Below are 23,777 nucleotides of genomic sequence, written 5' to 3'. Positions count from 1 at the left end.
GGACAATTGCTGGTGCGTATTGAGGTTAAAATGCGTCTGGTTCAGCTCTCCCGTCAGTCCATTGCCTTCCCCGCGCCGGAAGGCGCCCTGCGTGAACCGAACGGCCTGCTGGCGCTGGGGGGCGATCTTAGCCCCGCGCGCCTGCTGATGGCCTATCAGCACGGCATCTTTCCGTGGTTTTCACCGGGGGATCCTATTTTGTGGTGGTCTCCCGATCCCCGCGCGGTTCTGTGGCCCGGGCAGTTTCATCTCAGCCGCAGCATGAAACGCTTCCACCAGCGCTCTCCCTATCGCGTGACGCTGAACCATGCCTTTGGCGAGGTGATTGAAGGCTGCGCCGCCAATCGCGATGAGGGCACCTGGATAACCGCCAGCATCGTCAAGGCCTATCACCAGCTGCACGAGCTCGGGCACGCGCACTCCATCGAGGTGTGGCGCGATGAGACGCTGGTTGGCGGCATGTACGGCGTGGCTCAGGGGGCGCTATTTTGCGGCGAGTCGATGTTTAGCCACGCGGAAAACGCATCAAAAACGGCCCTGCTGGTATTCTGCCAGGCATTTATGCGCGACGGTGGCCAGTTAATTGACTGCCAGGTGCTAAATAACCACACTGCGTCGCTGGGCGCCGTTGAAATTCCCCGCCGCGACTATCTCGATCGGCTGGCGCAATTGCGCAGCCAGCGTTTACCTGAAAGATTTTGGGTGCCGAGGGTGCTATTTACCGGCAATGTGTAAATGTTTTCAGCACATTCTTCGCCGGGATGGTATAATTGCGCGGTAGAGTAGCTTCTGCCCGTTGCCCCGCCGCCGTTTGGGAATAATAAGAGTCAGATAACGCCCATCGTTCTGTCACTCCCCCCTTTACGTTTGCGCCTGTCGTGCGGTTTATCCGCGTGCGTTCCGGGCAATGCGCCAAAACTACTTCAGTGATTTAAACCCAAACTTATTCATGATGCGCCGGGACGACAAACCAAGCGCCAGGCAGCATCAATAACTATGTGACCGTGAGAACTAAGGCAGCCAGAAAGATAAAGTATATAGACTCGCAACAGCTCGGGTTGCAGGCGGGCGGCAAGTGAACGGATCCCCAGCGCTTACTGAAAAAAGTAGCCGGGATCGAAGAACGCAGCCAACGTGGACGCAACGCGAAGTGTGGTGGGTATAAACGTAAAACTTTACTTACTCGCTGAACTTCGGCATTATCTTGCCGGTTCAAAACTACGGTAGTGATACCCCAGAGGACTAGATGGCCAAAGAAGACAATATTGAAATGCAGGGCACCGTACTTGACACGTTGCCTAACACAATGTTCCGCGTAGAACTGGAAAACGGTCACGTGGTAACTGCGCATATTTCCGGTAAAATGCGTAAGAACTACATCCGCATTCTGACGGGCGACAAAGTGACTGTTGAGCTGACCCCGTACGACCTGAGCAAAGGCCGCATTGTCTTCCGTAGTCGCTGATAGTTTTCCGCCCTCGTGGCGTTAGATGCGAAAGGCCGGGATAATTCCCGGTCTTTTTACATCCCCTCTCCGCTAAGCGACTGCGGATATAAAAAAACCGGCCCGCAGGCCGGTTTTTGACGTTTCAGAGTAAGAATTAATGCGCCGTTTCCGGTTTGTGCTTCTGCGCACTTTGGAAATCATAGGTCAGCGAACTCTTCTCTTTATCCAGCGCAACGGTCACCTGGCCGCCGTCAACTAACGAACCAAACAGCAGCTCGTTGGCCAGCGGTTTCTTCAGGTTATCCTGAATCACCCGCGCCATTGGACGCGCGCCCATTGCCCGGTCATAGCCTTTTTCTGCCAGCCAGTCTCGCGCTTCCTGACTCACTTCCAGCGACACGCCTTTCTGATCCAGCTGAACCTGCAGCTCGACGATAAACTTATCCACCACCTGATGGATCACCGTCGTTGACAGGTGATCGAACCAGATAATGTTGTCGAGGCGGTTACGGAACTCCGGCGTAAAGATCTTCTTGATCTCATCCATCGCATCCGGACTGTTATCCTGATGAATAAGGCCAATCGACTTACGCTCGGTTTCGCGCACGCCGGCGTTAGTGGTCATCACCAGCACCACGTTGCGGAAGTCCGCCTTGCGGCCGTTGTTGTCGGTCAGCGTACCGTTGTCCATCACCTGCAGCAGCAGGTTAAAGACGTCAGGGTGCGCTTTTTCAATCTCATCAAGCAGCAGCACCGCGTGCGGATGTTTAATGACCGCATCGGTCAACAGCCCGCCCTGATCGAAACCAACGTAGCCCGGAGGCGCACCGATCAAACGGCTCACGGTGTGACGCTCCATATACTCGGACATATCAAAGCGCAGCAGCTCGATACCCAGCGCCTTGGCCAGCTGTACGGTGACCTCGGTTTTCCCGACGCCGGTTGGTCCGGCGAACAGGAAGGAGCCCACCGGCTTATGCTCGTGGCCCAGTCCGGCACGCGCCATCTTGATGGCTTCGGTTAAAGCCTCGATCGCCTTGCCCTGACCAAAGACCAGCATTTTCAGCCGATCGCCAAGATTTCTCAGCGTATCGCGGTCGCTTTGGGAGACGCTCTTCTCAGGGATGCGGGCAATACGCGCCACCACCGATTCGATATCCGCCACGTTAACCGTTTTCTTACGCTTGCTGGCCGGCATCAGCCGCGCCCGCGCGCCCGCTTCGTCGATAACATCTATCGCCTTGTCCGGCAGATGACGATCGTTAATGTATTTCACCGCCAGCTCGACCGCCGCACGCACCGCTTTCGCCGTGTAGCGCACGTCGTGGTGCGCTTCGTACTTCGGCTTCAGGCCGTTAATAATCTGTACCGTCTCTTCTACCGAAGGTTCAGTAATGTCTATCTTCTGGAAACGCCGGGCTAACGCGCGGTCTTTTTCGAAGATATTGCTGAACTCCTGGTAGGTCGTCGACCCCATCACCCGAATCTTGCCGCTGGAGAGCAGCGGTTTAATCAGGTTGGCGGCATCGACCTGGCCGCCGGATGCGGCGCCCGCACCGATGATGGTGTGGATTTCATCGATGAACAGAATACTGTTGGTATCCTGCTCCAGCTGTTTCAGCAGCGCTTTGAAACGTTTTTCAAAATCGCCGCGGTATTTTGTCCCTGCCAGCAGGGAGCCGATATCCAGCGAATAGATCGTGCAATCGGCCATGATTTCCGGCACGTCGCCCTGCACGATTCGCCATGCCAGCCCTTCGGCTATCGCGGTTTTACCCACGCCGGACTCACCCACCAGCAGCGGGTTATTCTTACGACGGCGGCACAGAACCTGAATGGCACGCTCCAGCTCTTTTTCGCGGCCAATCAGCGGATCGATTCCGCCAACGCGAGCAAGCTGATTGAGATTGGTGGTGAAGTTTTCCATACGATCCTCCCCGCCTGCTTGCTCTTCATTGCTGGGCTGGCTTCCGCTGTTTTCGGAAGGCTGGCTCGGCTCGTCTTTACGCGTACCGTGAGAGATGAAGTTCACCACATCAAGACGGCTGACTTCATGTTTACGCAGCAGATAGGCCGCCTGCGACTCCTGCTCGCTAAAAATAGCGACCAAAACGTTGGCACCGGTCACTTCGCTGCGGCCAGAGGATTGTACGTGGAAGACGGCACGCTGCAGTACGCGCTGGAAGCTCAGCGTCGGCTGAGTGTCGCGCTCTTCTTCCGTGGCGGGTAGAACAGGCGTGGTCTGTTCGATGAAGGCTTCAAGTTCCTGACGCAGCGCCACCAGGTCCACGGAACACGCTTCCAGCGCTTCGCGGGCCGAAGGGTTGCTGAGCAACGCCAGCAGCAAGTGCTCGACGGTCATGAACTCATGACGGTGCTCGCGCGCTCTGGCGAAAGCCATGTTTAAACTGAGTTCCAGTTCTTGATTGAGCATAGGCACCTCCCCCAATTTTCTTGCCTGTCTTCAGGCTTTCTCTAGCGTACACAGCAATGGATGCTCGTTCTCCTTCGCATACTGGCTCACCATCGCAACTTTGGTTTCCGCAACCTCTGCGGTAAATACACCACAAATCGCTTTACCTTGATAGTGAACCGTCAACATCAGCTGCGTTGCACGTTCTACATCATAAGAAAAGAATTTTTGTAACACGTCAATAACAAACTCCATTGGAGTGTAGTCATCATTGAGCAATATCACTTTATACATCGATGGTGGTTTAAGCTCATTACGCACTTCGTCTTCTACCAGCTGATCGAAGTCCAGCCAATCTCTCTTACTCATCGTCAGTATTCATCATCGGTTGCTGTTGCCAACAGGCGGTGGCCTGTCGATGACCAAAAGTTATGCCCATCACAAATCTACAATAGATCATAGATAACTATCATCTATTACTTCCATCCGCGACGTCTGTCACATTCCCCGGCAATAGCGTTAACTGCTTCAAATTTTGACGCATTTTTCGCCTTCCCCTGGCGTCAATCGCTTGACGCCTTTTCGTATTTCTCTAAATTGTACTGGCGAGAGTTGGCGAGCATTTGAACAACTCGTCACTCCACTACCGGTTCATTCCATCTTACTTATAAAGAATTACGAAGGATGTCGAAGTATGGAAATGGGTACTGTTAAGTGGTTCAACAATGCCAAAGGGTTTGGTTTTATTTGCCCTGAGGGCGGAGGCGAAGACATTTTCGCCCATTACTCCACCATCCAGATGGATGGTTACAGAACGCTAAAAGCCGGACAAGCCGTTCGGTTTGATGTTCACCAGGGACCGAAAGGTAATCACGCCAGCGTGATTGTTCCTGTAGAAGCGGAAGCGGCTGCATAACTCTTTCGCTTCATTGTGTACATCCCGCCAGTAAAATGCCAGTCCTTCTGACTGGCATTTTTTTAGCGCTACTCGCGAGCCAGCGCATCCACCGGGTCAAGGCGTGCGGCGTTTCGCGCGGGAAGCCAGCCAAACAGCACGCCGGTTAGCGTCGAACATAAAAACGCCGTCAGCAGCGCCAGCGGTGAAAAGCCAATCTCCCAGCCGGGTAAAAAGAGCTGCAGCACAAAGGCAATCATTAGCGATAGCGTCACGCCGAGCGCGCCGCCCACCAGGCAGACTAAAACAGCCTCAATCAGAAACTGCTGCAGCACGTCGCTGGCCCGCGCCCCGACCGCCATGCGGATACCTATCTCGCGGGTCCGTTCGGTGACCGATACCAGCATGATATTCATCACACCAATACCGCCAACCACCAGCGCGATCACCGCCACCAAAGTCAGAAACAGCTGTAGTGTATGTGTGGTCCGTTCAGCCGTTTTCAAGATGCTGTCCATATTCCAGGTGAAAACATCTTTTTTGCCGTGCCGCAGCTCGAACAGACGCAGCAGCTGCTGTTCGGCGATTGAGCTATCGTATCCTTCATGTACCCGCACGGTGATTGAGTTCAGCCACGACTGCCCCATCACCCTCCCGGCCATGGTGGTATAAGGCAGCCAGACCCGGAGGATTTTGCTGCTGCCGAACATCGACTGCTTCTCATCCGCCACGCCAATCACCGTCGCAGGCATATTGCCAACCAGAATAACTTCGCCCACCACCCGCGCCTTGTGCGGAAAGAGCTGGCGTCGGGTATTGCTGTCCAGCACCACCACCTGCGCCCGGCTGCTTAGCTGCAGCTCATTGAAGGTATTGCCTTCGCTAAAGGTCATGCCGTAGACGTTAAAATACTGCGCCCCGACGCCCTCGGCGCTGGCGGCAACGTCGATATTATCGGCGCGCAGGCGCAGGTTTTTCGATACCGCAGGCGTCGCCGAGCTGACCCAGGGCTGCTTCTGAATAGCCAGCAGATCGTCATACTTCAGCGCCTGCTGATAGCGGGGATCGTCATCACCGAAATCCTTCCCGGGATAGACATCAATCGTGTTAGTGCCGATGGCGCGAATGTCCGCCAGCACCATCTGCTTCGCCGCATCGCCCACCACCACAATCGACACCACCGAAGCGATGCCGATAATAATACCGAGCATGGTGAGCAGGGTGCGCATTTTGTTGGCGGTCATTGCCCGCCAGGCCATCACCAGCGCTTCGCGAAAGCCGCTGCTGAACTGACGCCACGCGGAGGGTTCGGCCGCAGGGCTCTGGCGAATAACGCCGGCGCTGGTCGCGCCCTTAGGCGGCGGATTACGCACGATCTCGCCGTCGTGGATCTCAATGATCCGCTCGGCCTGCGCCGCCACCAGAGGATCGTGGGTGACGATAATTACCGTATGCCCCTGCGATTTCAGCTGATGCAGGATAGCCATCACCTCTTCGCCGGAATGGCTGTCCAGCGCGCCGGTCGGCTCATCCGCCAGAATAACTTCCCCGCCGTTCATTAGCGCACGGGCAATGCTCACCCGCTGCTGCTGGCCGCCGGAGAGCTGCGAAGGCTGATACTCCGCCCGATCGCCAAGCCCCAGCCGCACCAGCAGCTCACGCGCGCGCTCCAGGCGAGCCCGTCGCTCAGTGCCGGCGTAGACCGCCGGCACTTCGACGTTCTGTACCGCCGTCAGGTGCGACAGCAGATGGTAGCGCTGGAAGATAAAGCCAAAATGCTCTCGCCGCAGCCGGGCCAGCTCGTCGCCGTTGAGCCGCGATACGTCGGTGCCCGCCACCCGATAGGTGCCGCTGCTCGGCTTATCGAGACAGCCGAGGATGTTCATCAGGGTCGATTTACCGGAGCCGGAAGCGCCGACAATGGCTACCATCTCTCCGGCGTTGATGCTCAGCGTGACCCCCTTCAGGACATCAACGCTCCCGTCGCCGGAAAGATAGCTGCGGCGTATATCACGCAGTTCGAGCAGCGCCGTCATTTAACCGTCCCGGGCGCGCTTTCCCCGACGATGACCTCATCGCCTTCGTCTAATCCCTTAACTATCGCCACATCGATATCGTTGCGCGCGCCGATGGTGACCTCGCGCTCTTTAACCTCGCCGGTGCGCAGCAGCCGCACGCGATAGCGGTTTTCGCCGATGGCATCCCCCAGCGCGCTCAGCGGAATGGTTATCACGTTTTTCACTTCCGCCATCTGGATATGGACCTGAGCCGTCATTTCGAGGCGCAGGATCCCCTGCGGGTTCGGGACCTCAAAGCGGGCGTAGTAGAAGATAGCGTCGTTCACCTTTTCCGGCGTGGGTAAAATATCCTTCAGGGTCCCTTCGTAGCGGGTAAGCGGGTCGCCAAGCACGGTGAACCACGCCTTTTGCCCGGCACGAAGGTGGATCACGTCCGCCTCAGAGACCTGCGCCTTCACCAGCATGGTGCTGAGATCGGCGAGGGTCAGAATATTCGGCGCCTGCTGGGCGGCAATCACCGTCTGCCCCTGCAGGGTGGTGATTTGCGTCACTTCCCCGGACATCGGAGCCAGAATTTTAGTGTAATCGAGGTTAGTTTTCGCGGTATCCAGCGTGGCCTGGTTGCGCTTAACCTGCGCCTCGATGGTGCCAATCTGCGCCTCTTTGACCGCTAAATCTGTGGCCGCGGTATCCAGCTCCTGACGCGAAACCAGCTGACGCTGCGCCAGCTGCTGCTGACGCGCTAAGGTCACGGCGGCCAGCTTACGCTCGGCGCGGGCCTGATTCAGCTGCGCGCGCAGCTCCATCAGCGTCGCCTCAACCTCTTTAATCTGGTTCTCCGCCTGTTCGGGATCGATAACCCCCAGCAGCTGATCCTTCTGTACCTTGTCGCCGATACTCACGCGCAGCGTTTTCAGCTGCCCGCTCACCTGCGCGCCAACGTCGACTTTACGTACCGCGTCCAGCTTACCGGTCGCCAGCACGCTCTGCTGCAGATCGCCTTTACGCACCACCAGAGTCTGATACTGCGGCAGCGGCGCATTCAGCACCCGCCATCCCCAGATGGCCAGAGCCAGTACGATAATGGCCAGTAGCCACCAGACTTTCCTGCGTTTTCCATTGAGCTTCATAAAAATTCCTGATGTTTTAAACCGCAGCGCAAGCCGATGATTCTATCTGGAGATAGCGAAAACATAACCCTGAATTTGCTGCATCCTTACCGCAAGCGCACTTAATCCGCCCGGCCACGCGCCAGCCACAGCACGCGGGAGAACATTTTCTTCAGCAGCGCCGGCACGGATTCAATCCCGCGCCTCCCGGCTTCCATCGCCACCTCAATCGCCAGGTCCGGCTTTGATGAGCGATGAATAGCTTTGGTGATCACCCGCCGCATATTCATCGGCACGTTTGGCGGCAGCTGCGCCACCCGATGATAAACATCGTTGAAGCCCTGGCGATACATAAAGTGTTCCATGTCCAGCGCCGGCAGCGTTGTTAAATGGTCGCGCTCCAGGTCGCGATCGTCGTTAAGCAGGCTGCGCACCGTCGCGGCGTATTTCTTCCCCGCCTCGTCGCCATCGACCAGAACGTGCCATTGAATGCCCATCCGCCGGGCGAATTTAATCAACGGCTTTAGTCCCGACTGGGCAAACTCAATCACCTTCACCCCTTCCGCATCAAAGTGATGCCCGCACTGTCTCGCCAGTTCGTTGATAACCCAGGTTTCGGTCTCCCCTTCCACCAGCAGCCAGCAGCGGGCAAACAGCGACGAGGCGCGATTGAAGCGAATGTGGAAGGCGATGCGCCGGCTGTCTTCGGCATTCATCCCCCCCGGCCCAAGCCGCCAGGCCGAGACGCGCGACGATTCGCGCACCAGCCGGCAGACGTGCTCAACGGGGGTCAGCGACAGCAGCTCGCCGGAGTTGGTGGTGGTCACGCGCTGCAGCGGCAGCAGGTTGAGCAGATGCCAGGCGACGGAGAGCATAATCGGGTGCAGCCGGGTTTCCGGATCTTCAATCAGCAGCAGCGGCCGCGCGTCGCGGTCGAGCCGGACCGTGCCCTTGGCCTGCAGCAGAGTAGAGAACAGCCCGAGCAGGATGACCCGGTGGCTTCGCCCGCCGGGCTTATCAATCATCCGGTTGATGATATCCAGATAGCGCCAGCTACGCTGTTCATCGTGGGAATGGCGGCGCATCAGGCGGTTGCGGGACTGCACGCTGCTCTGCTCGGCAAAATAGTGTTCAAGGAGCTGCACCATGGCCGACAGCCCCTGACGAATCTGGCCGTCGGTTAAATTTTGCGGATGGCTCACCAGCTCCCGGGAGAGATAATCCAGCTGGCGGGCGGTAATTTCAATTTGCGGAGAGTGCGGCACGCTGTCGTTATGGATGCGCCGCATAAAGCGGGCGTCGCGCAGGCGCAGGACCGGCATCAGGCGCACCAGATGGCGCACGAGCTCGTCAATATCCTCCAGCTCCAGCGCTTCCCCTTTGCCGTCAATAAAGCTGCGCAGCGTCATGACGCTGCCATCATCGGCCAGCTCGCCCTCCAGGCGATAGAAAATTCGCTGATAGCCGTCATCACAGGGAACCCAGCCGTCGCTGAGCGGGCGAAAGCGCCGCACCCGATGGTGGCCGGGCTCGCTCTCGCGAAAGGTCAGAATGATGTGCAGATGGTGCTCGCGTCCCTGCACGTCGCCGGGCGGGAACCAGAAATCATCCCGGACAAAATGATAAAGCTCGAACTCTGGCGACAAGAGCAGCGTCAGGGCATCCAGAAGGCTGGATTTTCCCCACGCATTCTCGCCGATCAGCACGTTATTTTGCTCCAGCATCAATGATAAACGATTGATACCGCGAAAACCGACGATCTCCACGCGCTCAAGAAGCATATCCCCTCCGCTCAGTCACCACTTTCTCCTTCAGTTATCAGCAGTATAGCGACACATGCTGGAACATGACACTGCCGTAAACGCCAATATCAGCAGAGGCGAAAAATAACGTTTTCAATATGATTATTGATAAGGGTATTTGTTTAAAAAATAATTCATTCATTGCAGTGGTTACATCTATTATTTTTGTACTACTCTTTTCTTGCACAGTGAATGGTATAAGGATTAACATCACCTTGCCCTAAATCAAATTACATCTATTTATTTAACTGGTTACGGGATGGCGATCGTCCATAAAATAGCGGCGCTTTATTTTTATCTTCATCCTTTAGTTGATAAATAAAGAACGGCACGTTAAATCGTGCTCATTAACATTATTATTTGAGGTGGTTATGTTTAGAAAATTAGCAGCGGAATGTTTTGGTACATTCTGGCTTGTGTTCGGTGGCTGCGGTAGCGCAGTTCTTGCAGCAGCCTTCCCGGAGCTGGGAATAGGGTTTGCCGGGGTCGCTCTGGCCTTTGGTTTAACCGTATTAACGATGGCGTTTGCCGTGGGGCATATTTCCGGCGGGCACTTTAACCCGGCGGTGACCTTAGGCCTGTGGGCCGGCGGTCGTTTCCCGGCCAAAGACGTGATCGGTTATATTATCGCCCAGGTGGTTGGCGGTATTATTGCGGCCGGCGTTCTGTACGTGGTTGCCAGCGGTAAAGCGGGCTTTGACGCAGCGGCCAGCGGCTTTGCGTCCAACGGCTTTGGCGAACACTCTCCGGGCGGCTACTCAATGCTTTCGGCGATTGTCATCGAAATTGTGCTGACCTGCGGCTTCCTGCTGGTTATTCACGGCGCAACGGATAAAAACGCCCCGGCGGGCTTTGCGCCGATCGCTATCGGCCTCGCGCTGACCTTAATTCATCTCATCAGCATTCCGGTAACCAATACCTCCGTCAACCCGGCGCGTAGCACCGCGGTCGCTATCTTCCAGGGCGACTGGGCGCTGCAGCAGCTGTGGCTGTTCTGGGTTATGCCAATCATCGGCGGGATCCTCGGCGGCGTGCTCTACCGCACGCTGCTGGAAAAACGCAGCTAGTCTCAGCTTAGACTCGCGCTCAGGCCCGGCGATGCCGGGCCTTTCTTTTTGGTGACGGCTTTACTCGCTACAATGATTTGGGTAGTGTCAGTGGCGCTATTTTCATTCTGCAAGGACCAGGCCGTTCATGTTTTCGGGATTATTAATCATTCTGCTGCCGTTGATTATCGGCTATATCATTCCACTTCGTCAGCCGGTAGCGCTTAAAGTCATCGCGCGACTTTTAAGCTGGATTGTCTACGTTATCCTCTTTTTCATGGGGATCAGCCTCGCCTTCCTCGACAATTTAGCCAGCAACCTGCTTGCCATTCTTCATTACGCTGCGGTAAGCGTCGTCGTTATTATGCTGTGTAATATTGCGGCATTAATGTGGCTCGAGCAGAAGATGCCGTGGCGCAGCCAGCATCGGCAGGAGAAATTACCTTCGCGCGTGGCGATGGCAATGGAATCACTGCAGCTGTGCGGCGTGGTGCTTATTGGTTTTCTGATTGGCTTAAGCGGTCTGTCATTTCTGCAGCACGCCACCGAAGCCAGCGAATATACGCTGATCTTCCTGCTGTTCCTGATTGGTATTCAGCTGCGCAATAACGGCATGACCCTGCGGCAAATAGTGCTTAATCGTCGCGGAATGATTGTGGCGGTCGTCGTCATGGCCAGCTCATTACTCGGCGGGATGATCAACGCCTTTATTCTTGACCTGCCGCTAAAGACCGGCCTGGCAATGGCTTCAGGTTTTGGCTGGTATTCGCTATCAGGGATCCTGCTGACCGAATCCTACGGGCCGGTTATTGGCAGCGCCGCGTTCTTTAACGATCTTGCCCGTGAGCTGCTGGCGATTATGCTTATTCCCGGCCTGCTTCGCCGCAGCCGCTCAACGGCCTTAGGCCTCTGCGGCGCGACCTCTATGGACTTTACGCTGCCGGTATTACAGCGCTCCGGCGGCGTTGAAATCGTGCCGGCGGCGATTGTTCATGGTTTTATTCTCAGCCTGCTGGTGCCCGTGCTGATGGCCTTTTTCTCCGCTTAATACCCCCGTGGCGGTAGTCATCTACCGCCAAAATTGCGCTAAATCAATCTCCCTGTAAATTGTATTAGAAATACCTTTAATCCCTGCGCGCCCGGGCATAACCTTAAACATGTATCTAAAATATAACTTTAAAAAAGGTGTGACCATGTTTTGTGTGCAATGTGAACAAACCATCCGTACCCCGGCGGGGAACGGCTGCTCTTACGCGCAGGGTATGTGCGGTAAAACGGCCGAAACCTCCGATCTGCAGGATCTGCTGATTGCCTCCCTGCAGGGCCTCTCCGCCTGGGCCGTTAAGGCTCGTGAATATGGCATCGTTGACCATGAAATTGATAACTTTGCGCCGCGTGCCTTCTTCTCCACGCTGACCAACGTTAACTTCGACTCCCCGCGCATCGTTGGCTACGCGCGTGAGGCCATCGCGATGCGCGAGGCGCTGAAGGCCCAGTGCCTGAACGTTGACGCCGGCGCGGCGGTGGACAACCCGATGGCCAGCCTGCAGCTGGTTAGCGACGATTTGGGCGACCTGCAGCGTCAGGCGGCAGAATTTACCCCGAATAAAGACAAACCGGACATCGGCGAAAACATTCTCGGCCTGCGTCTTCTGTGCCTGTACGGCCTGAAAGGCGCCGCGGCTTATATGGAGCACGCTCACGTTCTGGGTCAGTACGACAACGATATCTACGCTCAGTACCACAAAATTATGGCGTGGCTGGGCACCTGGCCTGCCGACCTGAACGCTCTGCTGGAGTGCTCAATGGAAATCGGCCAGATGAACTTCAAAGTGATGAGCATTCTGGACGCCGGTGAAACCACCAAATACGGTCACCCGACCCCGACCCAGGTCAACGTGAAATCGGTTGAAGGTAAGTGCATCCTGATCTCCGGCCACGACCTGAAAGATCTGTATAACCTGCTGGAACAAACCGAAGGCACCGGCGTTAACGTCTATACCCACGGTGAAATGCTGCCGGCGCACGGCTACCCTGAGCTGCGTAAATTCAAACACCTGGTCGGTAACTACGGCAGCGGCTGGCAGAATCAGCAGGTTGAATTTGCCCGCTTCCCTGGCCCTATTGTGATGACCTCTAACTGCATCATCGATCCGACCGTTGGCGCCTATGACGACCGTATCTGGACCCGCAGCATCGTCGGCTGGCCGGGAGTGAGCCACCTTGAAGGCGAAAACTTCGCGCCGGTGATCGCCCAGGCGCAGCAGATGGCCGGCTTCCCGTATAGCGAAATTCCGCACCTGATTACCGTTGGCTTTGGCCGTCAGACCCTGCTGGGCGCGGCGGATACGCTGATCGACCTGGTCAGCCGCGAAAAACTGCGCCATATCTTCCTCGTCGGCGGCTGCGACGGCGCGCGCGGCGAGCGTAACTACTTCACCGACTTTGCCACCAGCGTTCCGGACGACTGCCTGATCCTGACCCTGGCCTGCGGTAAATATCGCTTCAACAAGCTGGACTTCGGCGACATCGAAGGCCTGCCGCGCCTGGTGGATGCCGGTCAATGCAACGACGCCTACTCGGCGATTATTCTGGCCGTCACCCTGGCTGAAAAACTGGGCTGCGGCGTGAACGACCTGCCGCTGTCGCTGGTGCTCTCCTGGTTCGAACAGAAAGCGATCGTGATCCTGCTGACCCTGCTCTCACTCGGCGTGAAAAACATCGTCACCGGCCCAACCGCTCCGGGCTTCTTCACCCCGGATCTGCTGGCTATTCTCAATGAGAAATTTGGCCTGCGCTCTGTGACTACCGTTGAACAAGACATGCAGCAACTGTTGAGCGCGTAAGGAGCGAACGAATGACTATGCCAACCAATCAGTGCCCGTGGCGGATGCAGGTACACCACATCCATCAGGAAACCCCGGACGTCTGGACGGTATCGCTGCTGTGCCACGACTACTATCCCTATCAGGCCGGGCAGTATGCGCTGGTCAGCGTACGCAACTCGGCGGATACGCTGCGCGCCTACACTATTTCCTCTACGCCGGGCGTCAGCGAGTACATTACGCTGACCGTGCGGCGTATTGATGACGGTGCCGGCTCTCAGTGGTTAACCCGTGACGTCAAGCGCGGTGACTACATCTGGCTGTCCGATGCGATGGGTGATTTTACCTGTGCAGATAAGCCGGCGGACCGTTTCCTGATGCTGGCAGCCGGCTGCGGCGTGACGCCGATTATGTCGATGCGTCGCTGGTTGGCGAAGTACCGCCCCGAGGCGGATGTGCAGGTCATTTTCAACGTGCGTTCGCCTGAGGACGTCATTTTCGCGGAAGAGTGGCGCCAGTATGCGGTCACCCTGGTGGCGGAAAACAACGCCACCCACGGCTTTGTTGCCGGCCGCCTGACCGCCGATCTGCTGAAAAGCGTGCCGGACCTGGCCTCGCGTACCGTGATGACCTGCGGGCCTGCGCCTTATATGGAAATGGTTGAGCGGGAGGTCAGCGCGCTGGGCGTCACGCGCTTCTTTAAAGAGAAGTTCTTTACGCCAGTTGCTCAGGCGGCCACCAGCGGGCTGAAGTTTACCAAACTGCAGCCGGCGCAGGAGTTCTATGCGCCGGTAGGCACCACCCTGCTGGAGGCGCTGGAAAGCAACAAGGTTCCGGTTACCGTCGCCTGCCGTGCCGGCGTCTGCGGCTGCTGCAAAACCAAAGTCGTTGCCGGCGACTATACGGTCAGCAGCACCATGACGCTGACCGGGCAGGAGATCGCCGACGGCTACGTGCTGGCCTGCTCCTGCCACCCGCAGGGCGATCTGGTTCTGGCCTAGCGGGGAACAATCCTTAACGGCAAGCCCCGCCCCGGCGGGGCTTTTTTTATTTCCACGCCGGGTCTTTTACCAGCGAGTAGCGACCGGCGCCCATAAAGGCAATCGCCAGCGCGCCGACAAAGAAGTAGACCAGGCTCTCAATCGCCCAGGCGCCGGTTTTATCCAGCTGCCAGGTTTCTCCCGTACCGACCATCAGCCACGCCACCACCATAGTAAAAGCCAGCACCAGCGCCGCCGGCCGGGTGAGGATCCCTAGTATCAGCAGGCACGGTGCCAGCACTTCCCCCACCAGCACGCCGTAGGCAATAAACCCCGGCAATCCCTTCGCCACCAGCATCCCGCTGATGCCCGCCACGCCGTCAAACAGCTTATGCAGCCCGTGGAACAGCATCAGCCCGCCCACGGCAAGTCGTAACAAGAGTTTGCCAAAATCGTCGTGAGTCAGCATTTTATTAACAGCATTTAACAGAGATTTAACCATTTGAAATGATTCCTGTTTACTCTTTTAGTGGTAACAGATTATGCGGAATTTTCGCGCAATAATACCAGCTGAAAATAGGAGGGGAATGCGGGCGTAACGATGAGTTTCATCTAAGCTTGTAAGCGTTATCACATAAAGGAGATGGAGAACCATGAAACAGACCGTGGCCGCATACGTAGCGAAAACTCTTGAACAGGCCGGCGTGAAGCGCATCTGGGGCGTCACCGGCGATTCACTCAACGGATTGAGCGACAGCCTGAACCGCATGGGTACGATTGCCTGGATGCCAACGCGTCACGAAGAAGTTGCCGCGTTTGCCGCGGGCGCCGAAGCCCAGCTTACCGGTGAACTGGCGGTATGCGCAGGCTCCTGTGGCCCGGGCAACCTCCATCTGATCAACGGTCTTTTTGACTGTCACCGCAATCACGTTCCCGTTCTTGCCATTGCCGCCCATATCCCCTCCAGCGAAATCGGCAGCGGCTATTTTCAGGAAACCCATCCGCAGGAGCTGTTCCGCGAATGCAGCCACTATTGTGAGCTGGTCTCCACCCCGGAACAGATCCCGCAGGTGCTGGCCATCGCCATGCGCAAAGCGGTCCTCAACCGCGGCGTTTCGGTGGTGGTACTGCCGGGAGACGTGGCGCTGAAAGCCGCCCCGGAAGGCGCCAGCAGCCACTGGTACTCCGCCCCGCTGCCGGAGGTGACGCCACCGGCGGAAGAAATAGCCAGCCTGGCGCAGCTGCTGCGCTACTCCAGCAACATTGCCCTGATGTGCGGCAGCGGCTGTGCCGGAGCCCATGAAGAGCTGGTAGAGTTCGCCGCCAGGCTCAAGGCGCCCATCGTCCACGCCCTGCGCGGCAAGGAGCACGTTGAGTACGACAACCCTTATGACGTCGGGATGACCGGGCTGATCGGCTTCTCGTCCGGCTTCCACACGATGATGAACGCCGATACCCTGGTGCTTCTCGGCACCCAGTTCCCCTACCGGCCTTTCTACCCCAGCAGCGCAAAAATTATTCAGATTGATATCAATCCCGGCAGCATCGGCGCGCACAGCAAAGTCGATATGGCGCTGATCGGCGATATCAAATCGACCCTAAAAGCGCTGCTGCCGCATCTGGAAGAGAAGACGGATCGCCGCTTCCTCGATAAAGCGCTTGAGCACTACCGCGAGGCGCGCAAGGGGCTCGACGATCTGGCTAAGCCCAGCGATAAGGCCATTCACCCCCAGTATCTGGCGCAGCAGATTAGCCGCTTCGCCGCTGACGACGCCATTTTCACCTGCGACGTCGGCACGCCAACCGTCTGGGCCGCCCGCTATCTGAAGATGAACGGCAGGCGCCGGCTGATCGGCTCGTTTAACCACGGCTCAATGGCCAACGCCATGCCGCAGGCGATTGGCGCCAAGGCAACGGCGCCGGAGCGTCAGGTGGTGGCGATGTGCGGCGACGGCGGCTTCAGCATGCTGATGGGCGACTTCCTCTCGCTGGCGCAGATGAAGCTGCCGGTAAAAATCGTGATCTTTAACAACAGCGTGCTGGGATTTGTGGCGATGGAGATGAAAGCCGGGGGCTATCTGACCGACGGCACCGAACTGCACGACACTAATTTCGCCCGCATTGCAAAAGCCTGCGGCATTAAAGGCATTCGCGTCGAAAAAGCCTCTGAGGTTGACGAGGCGCTGCAAACCGCGTTTAGCACCGACGGCCCGGTGCTGGTCGACGTGGTGGTCGCTAAGGAAGAGCTGGCGATCCCGCCGCAAATCAAGCTGGATCAGGCTAAGGGTTTCAGCCTGTATATGCTGCGCGCCATCATCAGCGGACGCGGGGATGAAGTTATCGAACTGGCGAAAACCAACTGGCTCAGGTAAAACATCCTTTTAAGCCCACACAACATCATTCATGATGCATCGAAGGCCCCGCTGGGGTGGTTTATGCGGCTAACGCGGATACAGCGTGAAGGATGAAACATTAACAAGGAAATGCCGTGATAGATCTCCGCAGTGATACCGTAACCCGTCCGGGGCGCGCCATGCTGGATGCCATGCTGTCAGCCCCGGTCGGCGACGACGTTTATGGCGACGACCCGACCGTTAACGCGCTCCAGCGCTACGCCGCAGAGCTGGCCGGCAAAGAGGCGGCGCTGTTCCTGCCGTCCGGCACCCAGGCGAATCTGGTGGGCCTGCTGAGCCACTGCCAGCGCGGCGAAGAGTATATCGTCGGCCAGGGCGCACATAACTATCTGTACGAAGCCGGCGGCGCGGCGGTGCTCGGCAGCATTCAGCCGCAGCCCATCGACGCGGCTGCGGACGGCACCCTGCCGCTGGATAAGGTCGCGGCAAAGATTAAGCCTGACGATGTCCATTTTGCCCCCACTCGCCTGCTGAGCCTCGAAAATACCCATAACGGCAAGGTGCTGCCGCGCGAATACCTCAAAGAGGCGTGGGAGTTTACCCGCGAACGCGGCCTGGCGCTGCACGTTGACGGCGCGCGCATCTTTAACGCGGTGGTGGATTACGGCTGCGAGCTGCGCGATATCGCCCAATACTGCGACTCCTTCACCATCTGCCTCTCGAAGGGGCTGGGAACGCCGGTGGGCTCGCTGCTGCTCGGCAGCCACGACTACATTCACCGCGCCACCCGCTGGCGTAAAATGGTCGGCGGCGGCATGCGCCAGGCCGGAATTCTGGCGGCTGCGGGCCTGTACGCTCTGCAAAATAACGTCGCGCGCCTGCAGGAGGATCACGACAACGCCGCGTGGCTGGCCGGGGAGCTGCGCGCCATCGGCGCTGACGTAACCCGTCACGACACCAATATGCTGTTCATCCGCGTTGGCGAAGAGCAGTCCCGGGCGCTGGGCGCGTTTATGCAGCAGCGCGGCGTGCTGATCAACGCCTCGCCGGTTGTGCGCCTGGTCACCCATATCGACGTCAATCGTCAGCAGCTGGCGGAAGTGGTTGGCCACTGGCAGGAATTTTTGAACCGCTAAGGAGTCAGGCGTGTCGCAACGAATTCTGGTGCTCGGCGCCAGCGGCTATATCGGCCAGCATCTGGTGCAGGCATTGAGCGATCGGGGCTATTGCGTGCTGGCGGCGGCGCGCCACGTTGAGCGGCTAAAGAAACGCAATCTCCCGGGGGTAAGCTGTCATCCCATCGACCTGACCCGGCCCCAGGGGCTCTCTGATCTGCTGGCGCAGGCGGACACCGTTTACTATCTGGTGCACGGCATGGGCGAAGGCGGCGACTTTATTCGGCACGAGCGCGAGGTGGCGCAAAACGTGCGCGACGCGCTGCGCGCGACGCCGGTAAAGCAGCTGATATTCCTCAGCTCGCTGCAGGTGCCGGCGGCGGAACAGTCTGACCATCTGCGCGCCAGGCAGGTTACCGCCGACGTTCTGCGCGAATCCGGCGTGCCGGTCACCGAGCTGCGGGCGGGTATCATCGTGGGCGCCGGCTCCGCTGCGTTCGAGGTGATGCGCGATATGGTCTACAACCTGCCGGTTTTAACCCCTCCGCGCTGGGTGCGCTCGCGCACCACGCCGATCGATCTCGAAAATCTGCTCTATTATCTGGTGCAGTTGCTCAATCACCCGGCCAGCGAACATCGCGTCTTCGAAGCCGCCGGACCGGAAGTGTTAAGCTATCAGCAGCAGTTCACCCGCTTTATGGCGGTCAGCGGCAAGCATCGCCTGCTGATCCCGATCCCTTTTCCCACCCGCTGGATTTCGGTGTGGTTCCTCAACGTGATTACTTCGGTTCCGCCCACCATCGCGAAGGCGCTGATTCAGGGGCTGAAGCACGATCTGATCGCCGACGATCGCGCGCTGCGGGCGCTGATCCCCCAGCCGCTAATCTCCTTTGACGAAGCCGTGCGCCGCACGCTGAAAGAAGAGGAGCAGCTCGTGAACTCCAGCGACTGGGGCTACGACGCCCAGGCCTTCGCCCGCTGGCGGCCGGAATATGGCTACTACCCTAAGCAGGCCGGCTGTACGGTCAGCACGTCCGCCAGCGCGGCGGCAATCTGGCAGGTCGTCAACCAGATTGGCGGCAAAGAGGGCTACTTCTTCGGCAACGCGTTGTGGAAAATTCGCGGCGCCATGGACCTGCTGGTGGGCCATCGCCTGGCGAAAGGCCGGCCGTCGCACGACCTTCTGCAGACCGGCGACGCGGTAGACAGCTGGAAGGTGATTATTGTCGAACCGGAAAAGCAGCTCACCCTACTCTTTGGCATGAAGGCGCCCGGCCTGGGGCGCCTGAGCTTTACCCTCAGCGATAAAGGCGACCACCGCGAGCTCGACGTCCGGGCCTGGTGGCACCCTCACGGTATGCCGGGGCTGTTCTACTGGCTGCTGATGATCCCCGCCCATCTGTTTATCTTTCGCGGCATGGCGCGGCGTATTGCCCGGCTGGCAGAGCAAATCACAGGCAAATAGGAAGTATCTACGTCATTCTGCTATCATTCTCATTGCATCGTGAGGAGAATCACGGAAAAATGCGCACGAAATTCTTTTCTGGGACAGTAGGTTGATATGAAGGTACTGGTTACCGGTGCGACCAGCGGCTTAGGCCGCAACGCGGTGGAATATCTGCGTAACAAAGGCATCAGCGTCAGAGCGACCGGGCGAAACGAAGCGATGGGCAAGCTTCTGAGCAAAATGGGCGCCGAATTTGTCCCCGCAGATTTAACCGAACTGGTTTCATCTCAGGCCAAGGTGATGCTCGCCGGTATCGATACCCTCTGGCACTGCTCAAGCTTCACCTCGCCGTGGGGCACGCAGCAGGCCTTCGATTTAGCCAACGTCCGCGCCACCCGTCGCCTTGGCGAATGGGCCGTGGCCTGGGGCGTTCGCAACTTCGTTCATATCTCCTCTCCTTCGCTCTATTTTGACTATCACCACCACCACGAGGTGCGGGAGGATTTCCGCCCTCAGCGCTTTGCCAACGAATTTGCCCGCAGCAAGGCGGCGAGCGAAGAGGTGATTAATCTACTGGCACAGGCGAACCCCAATACCCGCTTTGCCATCCTGCGCCCCCAGGGTCTGTTCGGCGCTCACGACAAAGTGTTCATCCCCCGCCTTGCGCAGATGATGCAGCATTACGGCAGCGTGCTGTTGCCCCGCGGCGGCAGCGCGCTGGTTGATATGACCTACTATGAGAATGCGGTGCACGCGATGTGGCTAGCCAGCCAGCCGCAGTGCGACCACCTGCCCTCCGCCCGGGCGTGGAATATCACCAACGGCGAACCGCGTACCCTGCGCAGCATTGTGCAAAAGCTGATTGATGAGCTGGGAATAAGGTGCCGTATCCGCTCGGTCCCCTATCCGATGCTGGATATCATCGCCCGCAGCATGGAGCATTTTGGCAATAAGTCAGCCAGGGAGCCGGCCTTTACCCACTACGGCGTCTCCAAGCTGAACTTTGATTTTACCCTTGATATTTCCCGCGCCCAGGAAGAGCTGGGCTACCGCCCGGTGGTGACGCTGGATGAGGGAATTATCCGCACCGCCGCCTGGCTGAAAGATCACGGCAAGCTGCACCGCTAGCGTCGAATTAACCCTGGCCGTATTTTTCCAGCAGCGCCTCGGCGATGGCCTGGGTTTCCGCATCGGCGACGCCGTCCCAGCGCGCCGGCCGGAAATGCATCTGAAAGGCCATAATCACCCGTTTCTGCTGCGCTGGCGTCATCTCTGGCGTCACCTGATAGCCGTAGCGGGCGAGTAGATCCAGCAGCTCCGCGCTATCGACCGGCTGCCAGGTCGGGCGATCGTTGAGATAAAACGCGACCCGGTCGCCATCCGGCCAGGCGCCAATGCCCTGTTCGGCCAGCTGGCGCCAGGGGAACAGCGGCCCAGGGTCGTCCTTGCGCTGCGGGGCAATATCGGCATGAGCCACCACGTTTTGCGCCGCAATGTGGTAGCGGGCGATAATATCCTTCGCCAGGGGGATCAGGGCATTAATCTGCGCCGGACTAAACGGCGTAAAGCTTTTCACCCCCGCCTCTTTCTGCCAGCCGCGGTTCTCCAGCTCAATGCCGATGGAGGTGTCGTTTATGCGCGTACTGCCGCGCCAGAAGCTAATCCCCGCATGCCAGGCCAAATCCTCTTCCGGCACCAGCTGCCAGATGCGCGGCTTGCCGCGGTGCAGAGGCGGTCGTTCAGGGATCAGGTAGTGGGAGCTCACCTGGTTGTCGGTTAAGGTCGCCAGCGAGACGTCAAAATCATCGGCGGTATAGTGAATGACCAGCACCTTCACCCGCGGGTAGGCGGCCTGCGCCGGATGGCGGGTATCCAGCTGATAGCCGTCACGATCGATAATCCCCTTTTCCGTTGCGCAGCCGGCCAGCAGCAGCGCAACGAGAACCATCCCTGCGCTGAGCTTCATCGGGAGGCCCTCCCGGCGCGTGCGGTGAAACATGCCATCAAAAAATCCTTCCTTTTGGCCTAAGAGAGCCTGAGCGTTCCGACATAAGGCGGGGCGAAGCGCTCAAAGGCGGCGTCAGCCAGCTCTCCCGCATTCGGTAAAAGATGCAACCGTTAACACGAAATTATAATAATTACGGACGGCAACAAAAACGTTTCCCCATTCGCGGCGGCGTTAATAACAACCTGTTTTATGATAAACGATAAGCGCGGCGCTGTCTGCCAACGGCGATTCAACGATCGGAACGGCCATTTTATATAAGATAAATTTATACTAACGACAGTTATAAAATGATGATAAGACGATGCTCAACCACGGGCATCATGCAGGTCGCCGCCTGCAATGAAGTCGGGTTCATCTTTTCCTTACGAATTCGCGAGTTAGCGGTCATGGTTTTGTAGTATTTTGCTTGAAATTTTTCCTTAGTTAATTCAGTCTTAATTCGCTCATGAGCAGTTAAAATAAGAGCATGATGATAGCAAGATAAACAATGGAGTTTAAAAAATGAAATATGCAGCTTTAGTAGCAGGTGCAGCATTGTTTTTGACCGCAAACGCTTTCTCCGCAGAAATCTTATCTAAAGAAGATTTTGCCAAGGTTGAGACTCAATATCAGAAAGTCGGTACGATCTCTTCTACCGGCCAGACCGCACCAAGCGATGCGCGCGCTGAGCTGATTAAGAAAGCCGATGAAAAAGGCGCAGACGTTATCGTTCTGTCCTCCGGCAACACTGATAAAAAGCTGCACGTCAGCGCCAATATCTATAAGAAGAAGTAATTAATTCTTCGCGAAAGAAACATTATCATCGGCAGATGATAATGTTTCCCATCCAGAACCGTGCGAGCAATATTTATTTTTAGATAGCATGGCTATTTACCGCTATCGCATTCTGTCATCAAATACCCGCAACGTCCCCGAATAAAACACTCAAACGTCACGCAGGAAGTAAATCGCTGCGCCGGCGTGTTCATGTTTTTCAGCAAACTCATATTTAAAAGCATAAGCCCCTGGCGGTGAGTCAATGCTCTCTATACTTCTGGCTATAAAAATGAGACTCAATTTTAAACATTGCAGGTAGAAAATGAAAAGAATCGCGTTAATTATCTCTGGGCTCCTCTACTCCGGTCTTTCGCAGGCAAGCGCGCTCTATTTTTATGAAATAGGCACAGAAGATGTCGGCCTCGCCGGCGCAGGCCAGGCCGCCAGGGCGCAGGATGCGTCAACGATCGTTACTAACCCCGCAGGAATGACCCGCCTGCCGGATCATATGTTCACCGGCGGGATGCAGGCGATGGGCGGGGATATCTCGTATCAGCTTAAAGATGAGAACGGCAGAAGCAGCCCCGGCAACGTGATGAACGTCTTTCCCAACGCCAGCGGCTTCTATATGCAAAAAATCAATGATGACCTTTACGCCGGCATTGGTCTCTACGGCAACTACGGCTTAGGGATCGATTTTGGCAACTGGGCGGGCGATCGGCTGATCAAGAAAAGCACCATGGTCGCGATGACGCTGAGCCCGTCGCTGGCCTACAAGCTCAACGACCGTCTCTCCATTGGCGCGTCCGCTAACCTTAACTACGGCTTCCTTTCCCTGACCCGCAGCGTTGATGGAACCGAGCAAAAGGACAAGGATCGCGACTGGGCCATGAGCTATCGTCTGGGCCTGCTGATGCAGCTGACGGAGCAAACCCGCGCCGGTATCACCTGGACCAGCAAGACGGACTACAGCTTCAATATTGACGGTAAGGCTCGCTTACCCAATCTGCCGAATACCGAGTACGACCTGCCGATTTCAGCCCAGGTTCGCGCACCGCAGCAGATCATGCTGAGCCTTGTGCACGACATCAACAAGCAGTGGTCGGTGATGGGGGATTTGGGCTGGCAGGACTGGAGCCAGTTCGGTAGCCCGCAAATCACCGTTGTCGGCAAGGAGAGCAACAAACAAAACCGCCTGAAGGACTCCTGGCATACCGCGGTGGGCGTCCAGTACCGGCCAACCGAGCAGTGGCGTTTGAACGCCGGGGTAGGTTTTGATAGCACGGTATACGATTCGCAGAGCGACGTGGCGCTCACTCTTCCGACCGGCGACGAATGGCGCTTTGCCACCGGCGCGCAGTATCAAATTACGCCGGCAAGCAATATCGGCGTCGCGGTCTCCTACCTGCACATGCAGTCGTCGCATGTGAAAACGCCGGAAATTATCGCCGGGGATTACGATCATCCGTACCTGTGGTTCGCCAGCGTCGACTACAGCTACCAGTTTTGATAGCGAATCTCGCCCGATGCTCCATCGCGCATCGGGCAATATTTGCATGGGC

20 protein-coding genes are annotated in these 23,777 nt (G+C 57.3%); 13 read left to right on the top strand and 7 right to left on the bottom strand.

The genetic code is table 11. From position 1 onward, the window contains the following. Positions 1-30 precede the first annotated feature (30 nt). Positions 31-735: a leucyl/phenylalanyl-tRNA--protein transferase gene (gene aat / locus EDF75_RS03345; protein WP_095098020.1), complete on the top strand. Its 705-nt coding sequence runs from the start codon at positions 31-33 to the stop codon at positions 733-735. A gap of 511 nt (positions 736-1,246) precedes the next feature. Then, a complete protein-coding gene (gene infA / locus EDF75_RS03340; RefSeq protein WP_002211347.1) occupies positions 1,247-1,465 on the top strand; it encodes a translation initiation factor IF-1 in 219 nt (72 codons plus the stop codon). Positions 1,466-1,601: 136 nt separating this feature from the next. On the opposite strand, the gene clpA is transcribed toward infA, so the two are convergent. Continuing rightward, entirely contained in the window at positions 1,602-3,881 is a 2,280-nt protein-coding gene (clpA, locus tag EDF75_RS03335; protein ID WP_076945049.1) for an ATP-dependent Clp protease ATP-binding subunit ClpA, read from the bottom strand. A 30-nt stretch (positions 3,882-3,911) separates the two neighbouring features. Next, on the bottom strand, positions 3,912-4,229 hold the full coding sequence (gene clpS, locus EDF75_RS03330; protein ID WP_041144775.1) for an ATP-dependent Clp protease adapter ClpS: 318 nt from the start codon (positions 4,227-4,229) through the stop codon (positions 3,912-3,914). Positions 4,230-4,554: 325 nt separating this feature from the next. Here clpS and cspD point away from each other — a divergent pair, with 325 nt between their 5' ends. Next, a complete protein-coding gene (gene cspD / locus EDF75_RS03325) occupies positions 4,555-4,776 on the top strand; it encodes a cold shock-like protein CspD (RefSeq protein WP_004860015.1) in 222 nt (73 codons plus the stop codon). 68 nt (positions 4,777-4,844) lie between these two features. Here the strand turns inward: cspD and macB are convergent, their stop codons facing one another. The 3 genes from macB to EDF75_RS03310 all read right to left on the bottom strand — a co-directional run bounded on the left by macB (position 4,845) and on the right by EDF75_RS03310 (position 9,663). Further along, on the bottom strand, positions 4,845-6,791 hold the full coding sequence (gene macB / locus EDF75_RS03320; protein ID WP_133597054.1) for a macrolide ABC transporter ATP-binding protein/permease MacB: 1,947 nt from the start codon (positions 6,789-6,791) through the stop codon (positions 4,845-4,847). Beyond that, entirely contained in the window at positions 6,788-7,903 is a 1,116-nt protein-coding gene (gene macA, locus EDF75_RS03315; protein WP_133597052.1) for a macrolide transporter subunit MacA, read from the bottom strand. Before macA ends, macB begins: the two co-directional genes overlap by 4 nt. A 101-nt stretch (positions 7,904-8,004) precedes the next feature. Then, positions 8,005-9,663 (bottom strand): ATP-dependent endonuclease, encoded by a 1,659-nt coding sequence (locus EDF75_RS03310; RefSeq protein ID WP_133597051.1) that lies wholly within the window; start codon positions 9,661-9,663, stop codon positions 8,005-8,007. Between the two features lie 392 nt (positions 9,664-10,055). Here EDF75_RS03310 and aqpZ point away from each other — a divergent pair, with 392 nt between their 5' ends. The 4 genes from aqpZ (at position 10,056) to hcr (ending at position 14,556) form a co-directional block, all read left to right on the top strand. Next, positions 10,056-10,751, top strand: a complete 696-nt coding sequence (gene aqpZ / locus EDF75_RS03305; protein ID WP_133597049.1) for an aquaporin Z — start codon at positions 10,056-10,058, stop codon at positions 10,749-10,751. A gap of 127 nt (positions 10,752-10,878) precedes the next feature. Further along, positions 10,879-11,778: a LysO family transporter gene (locus EDF75_RS03300; RefSeq protein ID WP_133597047.1), complete on the top strand. Its 900-nt coding sequence runs from the start codon at positions 10,879-10,881 to the stop codon at positions 11,776-11,778. A gap of 145 nt (positions 11,779-11,923) precedes the next feature. Then, a complete protein-coding gene (gene hcp, locus EDF75_RS03295) occupies positions 11,924-13,576 on the top strand; it encodes a hydroxylamine reductase (protein ID WP_133597045.1) in 1,653 nt (550 codons plus the stop codon). A gap of 11 nt (positions 13,577-13,587) precedes the next feature. Then, entirely contained in the window at positions 13,588-14,556 is a 969-nt protein-coding gene (gene hcr, locus EDF75_RS03290; RefSeq protein ID WP_133597043.1) for an NADH oxidoreductase, read from the top strand. Between the two features lie 46 nt (positions 14,557-14,602). Here the strand turns inward: hcr and EDF75_RS03285 are convergent, their stop codons facing one another. Continuing rightward, positions 14,603-15,037, bottom strand: coding sequence for a DoxX family protein (locus tag EDF75_RS03285; RefSeq protein WP_133597041.1), 435 nt, complete (start codon positions 15,035-15,037; stop codon positions 14,603-14,605). A gap of 151 nt (positions 15,038-15,188) precedes the next feature. On the opposite strand from EDF75_RS03285, the gene poxB reads away from it, so the two are divergent. The 4 genes from poxB (at position 15,189) to EDF75_RS03265 (ending at position 20,579) form a co-directional block, all read left to right on the top strand. Next, the gene (gene poxB, locus EDF75_RS03280; RefSeq protein ID WP_133597039.1) at positions 15,189-16,907 is read left to right on the top strand and encodes a ubiquinone-dependent pyruvate dehydrogenase; all 1,719 of its coding nucleotides are present in this window, start codon (positions 15,189-15,191) and stop codon (positions 16,905-16,907) included. Positions 16,908-17,023: 116 nt separating this feature from the next. After that, entirely contained in the window at positions 17,024-18,025 is a 1,002-nt protein-coding gene (ltaE, locus tag EDF75_RS03275; protein WP_133597037.1) for a low-specificity L-threonine aldolase, read from the top strand. 10 nt (positions 18,026-18,035) lie between these two features. Continuing rightward, on the top strand, positions 18,036-19,469 hold the full coding sequence (locus tag EDF75_RS03270; RefSeq protein ID WP_133597035.1) for an SDR family oxidoreductase: 1,434 nt from the start codon (positions 18,036-18,038) through the stop codon (positions 19,467-19,469). A 96-nt stretch (positions 19,470-19,565) separates the two neighbouring features. After that, positions 19,566-20,579 carry an NAD-dependent epimerase/dehydratase family protein gene (locus EDF75_RS03265; RefSeq protein WP_133597033.1) on the top strand — a complete coding sequence of 338 codons (1,014 nt, stop codon included), beginning with the start codon at positions 19,566-19,568 and terminating at the stop codon, positions 20,577-20,579. A gap of 7 nt (positions 20,580-20,586) precedes the next feature. Here the strand turns inward: EDF75_RS03265 and EDF75_RS03260 are convergent, their stop codons facing one another. Further along, positions 20,587-21,417: an N-acetylmuramoyl-L-alanine amidase gene (locus EDF75_RS03260; RefSeq protein WP_133597032.1), complete on the bottom strand. Its 831-nt coding sequence runs from the start codon at positions 21,415-21,417 to the stop codon at positions 20,587-20,589. Between the two features lie 543 nt (positions 21,418-21,960). On the opposite strand from EDF75_RS03260, the gene yahO reads away from it, so the two are divergent. Both yahO and EDF75_RS03250 read left to right on the top strand, forming a co-directional pair. Continuing rightward, positions 21,961-22,233, top strand: coding sequence for a DUF1471 family periplasmic protein YahO (yahO, locus tag EDF75_RS03255; protein ID WP_041147562.1), 273 nt, complete (start codon positions 21,961-21,963; stop codon positions 22,231-22,233). A 304-nt stretch (positions 22,234-22,537) separates the two neighbouring features. Continuing rightward, positions 22,538-23,725 (top strand): OmpP1/FadL family transporter, encoded by a 1,188-nt coding sequence (locus tag EDF75_RS03250; protein ID WP_133597030.1) that lies wholly within the window; start codon positions 22,538-22,540, stop codon positions 23,723-23,725. Positions 23,726-23,777: the final 52 nt, after the last annotated feature.

The sequence above is a fragment of the Klebsiella sp. BIGb0149 genome (genome assembly GCF_004362605.1).
Taxonomy (GTDB): Bacteria; Pseudomonadota; Gammaproteobacteria; order Enterobacterales; family Enterobacteriaceae; genus Klebsiella; species Klebsiella terrigena.
The sequence above is the reverse complement of the archived record's forward strand: the minus strand, read 5'-3'. Positions and strand labels throughout refer to the sequence as shown.

What these genes read in the sequence shown, in the direction of transcription:
- aat (WP_095098020.1), top strand. Translation starts at nt 31, where the DNA reads ATGCGTCTGGTTCAGCTCTCCCGTCAGTCCATTGCCTTCCCCGCGCCG.
- infA (WP_002211347.1), top strand. Translation starts at nt 1,247, where the DNA reads ATGGCCAAAGAAGACAATATTGAAATGCAGGGCACCGTACTTGACACG.
- clpA (WP_076945049.1), bottom strand. Translation starts at nt 3,881, where the DNA reads ATGCTCAATCAAGAACTGGAACTCAGTTTAAACATGGCTTTCGCCAGA.
- clpS (WP_041144775.1), bottom strand. Translation starts at nt 4,229, where the DNA reads ATGAGTAAGAGAGATTGGCTGGACTTCGATCAGCTGGTAGAAGACGAA.
- cspD (WP_004860015.1), top strand. Translation starts at nt 4,555, where the DNA reads ATGGAAATGGGTACTGTTAAGTGGTTCAACAATGCCAAAGGGTTTGGT.
- macB (WP_133597054.1), bottom strand. Translation starts at nt 6,791, where the DNA reads ATGACGGCGCTGCTCGAACTGCGTGATATACGCCGCAGCTATCTTTCC.
- macA (WP_133597052.1), bottom strand. Translation starts at nt 7,903, where the DNA reads ATGAAGCTCAATGGAAAACGCAGGAAAGTCTGGTGGCTACTGGCCATT.
- EDF75_RS03310 (WP_133597051.1), bottom strand. Translation starts at nt 9,663, where the DNA reads ATGCTTCTTGAGCGCGTGGAGATCGTCGGTTTTCGCGGTATCAATCGT.
- aqpZ (WP_133597049.1), top strand. Translation starts at nt 10,056, where the DNA reads ATGTTTAGAAAATTAGCAGCGGAATGTTTTGGTACATTCTGGCTTGTG.
- EDF75_RS03300 (WP_133597047.1), top strand. Translation starts at nt 10,879, where the DNA reads ATGTTTTCGGGATTATTAATCATTCTGCTGCCGTTGATTATCGGCTAT.
- hcp (WP_133597045.1), top strand. Translation starts at nt 11,924, where the DNA reads ATGTTTTGTGTGCAATGTGAACAAACCATCCGTACCCCGGCGGGGAAC.
- hcr (WP_133597043.1), top strand. Translation starts at nt 13,588, where the DNA reads ATGACTATGCCAACCAATCAGTGCCCGTGGCGGATGCAGGTACACCAC.
- EDF75_RS03285 (WP_133597041.1), bottom strand. Translation starts at nt 15,037, where the DNA reads ATGGTTAAATCTCTGTTAAATGCTGTTAATAAAATGCTGACTCACGAC.
- poxB (WP_133597039.1), top strand. Translation starts at nt 15,189, where the DNA reads ATGAAACAGACCGTGGCCGCATACGTAGCGAAAACTCTTGAACAGGCC.
- EDF75_RS03265 (WP_133597033.1), top strand. Translation starts at nt 19,566, where the DNA reads ATGAAGGTACTGGTTACCGGTGCGACCAGCGGCTTAGGCCGCAACGCG.
- EDF75_RS03260 (WP_133597032.1), bottom strand. Translation starts at nt 21,417, where the DNA reads ATGAAGCTCAGCGCAGGGATGGTTCTCGTTGCGCTGCTGCTGGCCGGC.
- yahO (WP_041147562.1), top strand. Translation starts at nt 21,961, where the DNA reads ATGAAATATGCAGCTTTAGTAGCAGGTGCAGCATTGTTTTTGACCGCA.
- EDF75_RS03250 (WP_133597030.1), top strand. Translation starts at nt 22,538, where the DNA reads ATGAAAAGAATCGCGTTAATTATCTCTGGGCTCCTCTACTCCGGTCTT.